At 75.0% G+C, this 2,150-nt stretch carries 2 protein-coding genes; one reads left to right on the forward strand and one right to left on the reverse strand.

Annotated features, from left to right (window positions below; genetic code table 11):
- Positions 1–197: 197 nt before the first annotated feature.
- Complete coding sequence (locus tag ABD308_RS33290; RefSeq protein ID WP_344343365.1) at positions 198–1,157, forward strand: alpha-ketoacid dehydrogenase subunit beta; 960 nt, start codon at positions 198–200, stop codon at positions 1,155–1,157.
- A gap of 21 nt (positions 1,158–1,178) precedes the next feature.
- Here the strand turns inward: ABD308_RS33290 and ABD308_RS33295 are convergent.
- Positions 1,179–2,150: acyltransferase (locus ABD308_RS33295; RefSeq protein ID WP_344343367.1), on the reverse strand; the 972-nt coding region annotated here is incomplete at its 5' end.

The following is a 2,150-nucleotide window of genomic DNA, read 5'->3' on the forward strand; positions in this document are numbered from 1 at the left end:
GGACGCCGAGGTGGCCGCCGAACTCGCGGCGGCCGAGGAGTTCGCGCTCGCCTCGCCGCACCCGGACCCGGCCGGCGCCGCCGACCACCTGTACGCCTCCGGGCTGCGGCCCCGGGCGGGGGCGGTGACATGAGCGGGCGAACCATCGGAAGGTGCGCACGGGCGCATGCCCCTGCCGAGCGAAGCGGGGTGGCGGCATGAGGCTCTCGTACACCAAGGCGCTCAACCGGGCGCTGGCCGACGAGTTGGACGGCGACCCGGCGGTCTGCGTGTTCGGCGAGGACATCGGCGCCGGAATGGCCGGACCCACCCTCGGGCTGCTGGACCGGTTCGGGCCGGAGCGGATCGTCGACACCCCGCTCTCCGAGCAGGCGTTCACCGCGATGGCGCTCGGTGCGGCCCTGGCCGGACGGCGGCCGGTGCTGGAGTTCCAGATCCCCTCGCTGCTGTTCCTGGTCTTCGAGCAACTCGTCAACCAGGCGCACAAGTTCTCCCTGATGACCGGCGGACAGGCGGGCGTCCCGCTCACCTGCCTGGTGCCCGGCTCCGGCTCCCGGGACGGCTGGGCGGGCCAGCACTCCGACCACCCGTACAGCCTGTTCGCGCACGCCGGGATGAAGACCGTCGTCCCGGCCACGCCGACCGACGCCTACGGGCTGCTCCGCTCGGCGATCCGGGACCCCGACCCGGTGGTGGTCTTCGCCCCGGCCGCCGCGCTGGCGGTGCGCGAGACCGTCACCTGGGAGCTGGCGCCGGTCCCGCTCGGCTCCGCCCGGGTGCACCGCGAGGGCACCGACGTCACCCTGGTCGCCGTCGGGCACCTGGTGCACGACGCGCTCGCGGTGGCCGAGGAGCTCGCCGGGGAGATCTCGGTCGAGGTGCTCGACCCGCGCACGCTGTACCCGTTCGACTGGGCCGCGCTGGGCGCCTCGCTGGAGCGCACCGGGCGGCTGGTGGTGATCGACGACTCCAACCGCAGCTGCGGGATCGGCGCGGAGGTGCTGGCCACCGCCGCCGAGGAGTTCCGGCTCGTCGCCCCGCCGCGCCGGGTCACCCGGCCGGACGGCGCGGTGCTGCCGTTCGCCCCCGCGCTCGACCGGGCCCTGCAGCCGGACCGGGAGCAGTTGCGGCACGCGCTGCGCGCGGTCATGAAGTAGCACCGTCGTTCCGGAGCGGTCTCAGAGCACCCTGGTCACGGCCGCGAGCAGGTCCGGCAGCTCGTCCGACGGGTCCCGGTAGCGGTGCAGCGCGGCCCGCCCCTCCGTCCCGCGCAACCGTGCCGCCAGCCGGGCCGGCAGCGCCGCCGTGGTGAGCAGCCCGGTGCCGCCGAAGCCCTCGACGGTCCAGCAGACCCATGGAATCGGGTAGTTGGCGGCCGGGCTGAAGAACACCGGCCGCTGCCCCTGGAAGGTCGCGTCGTAGAGGCCGAAGCGGCTCCAGTTGGAGAAGGTGATCCGGCGCTGCCGGGGGTCGAAGCCGAGCGGCACGCAGGCCCCCAGCCCGGGGCGGCCGAGCTCGGCCAGGAAGCGCAGGTTGGCGCGCAGGTTGAGGTGCTCCTCGACGTATCCCCGCACGGCGGTGCGCAACGCCCCGGCGAGGGCGGCCGGGCCGTCCTCGGGCGCGTACGGCAGGTGGATGTCGCCGAGCAGGTTGCCGACCAGGCTGTCCGGCAGTCCGAGCGGACGGCGCGCGTTGACCGGGACGGTGAGCCAGCGGTTCTCCCGGTCACCGTCCAACTCCCGGAGGGTGTGGGTGACATGGGCGCAGACCGCGTCGGCGGAGGAGACCCAGTGGCCGGCCGCCGCGCCGAACTCCTCGCGCATCCGGGCTATCTCGGCGTCGGCGAAGTACAGCTGGACGATCCGGTTGGCGCGCGGTCCGGCCGCCACCTCCCGGTCCAGCGCGGCACGCTCCTCCGGTCCCGGCACCCGGAAGCCGGGCCGGCCGCAGTCCTCGGCGGGCAGCACCCGGTCCAGCAGCGCGTCCTGGTCCTCGACGAGCTCGGCCTTCGGGAGCTCCTCCCCCTCGACCGCCGCCGACCAGGCGCGCAGCAGCAGCGCGAAGCTGTGCAGGTCTCCGATCGCGTGGTGCCAGGAGCAGCCGAGCACGGTGCCGCCGTCGCCGGTGCGGGTCACCCGGACGGTGAGCAG

This window comes from Kitasatospora putterlickiae (genome assembly GCF_039527695.1).
Lineage (GTDB): Bacteria > Actinomycetota > Actinomycetes > Streptomycetales > Streptomycetaceae > Kitasatospora > Kitasatospora putterlickiae.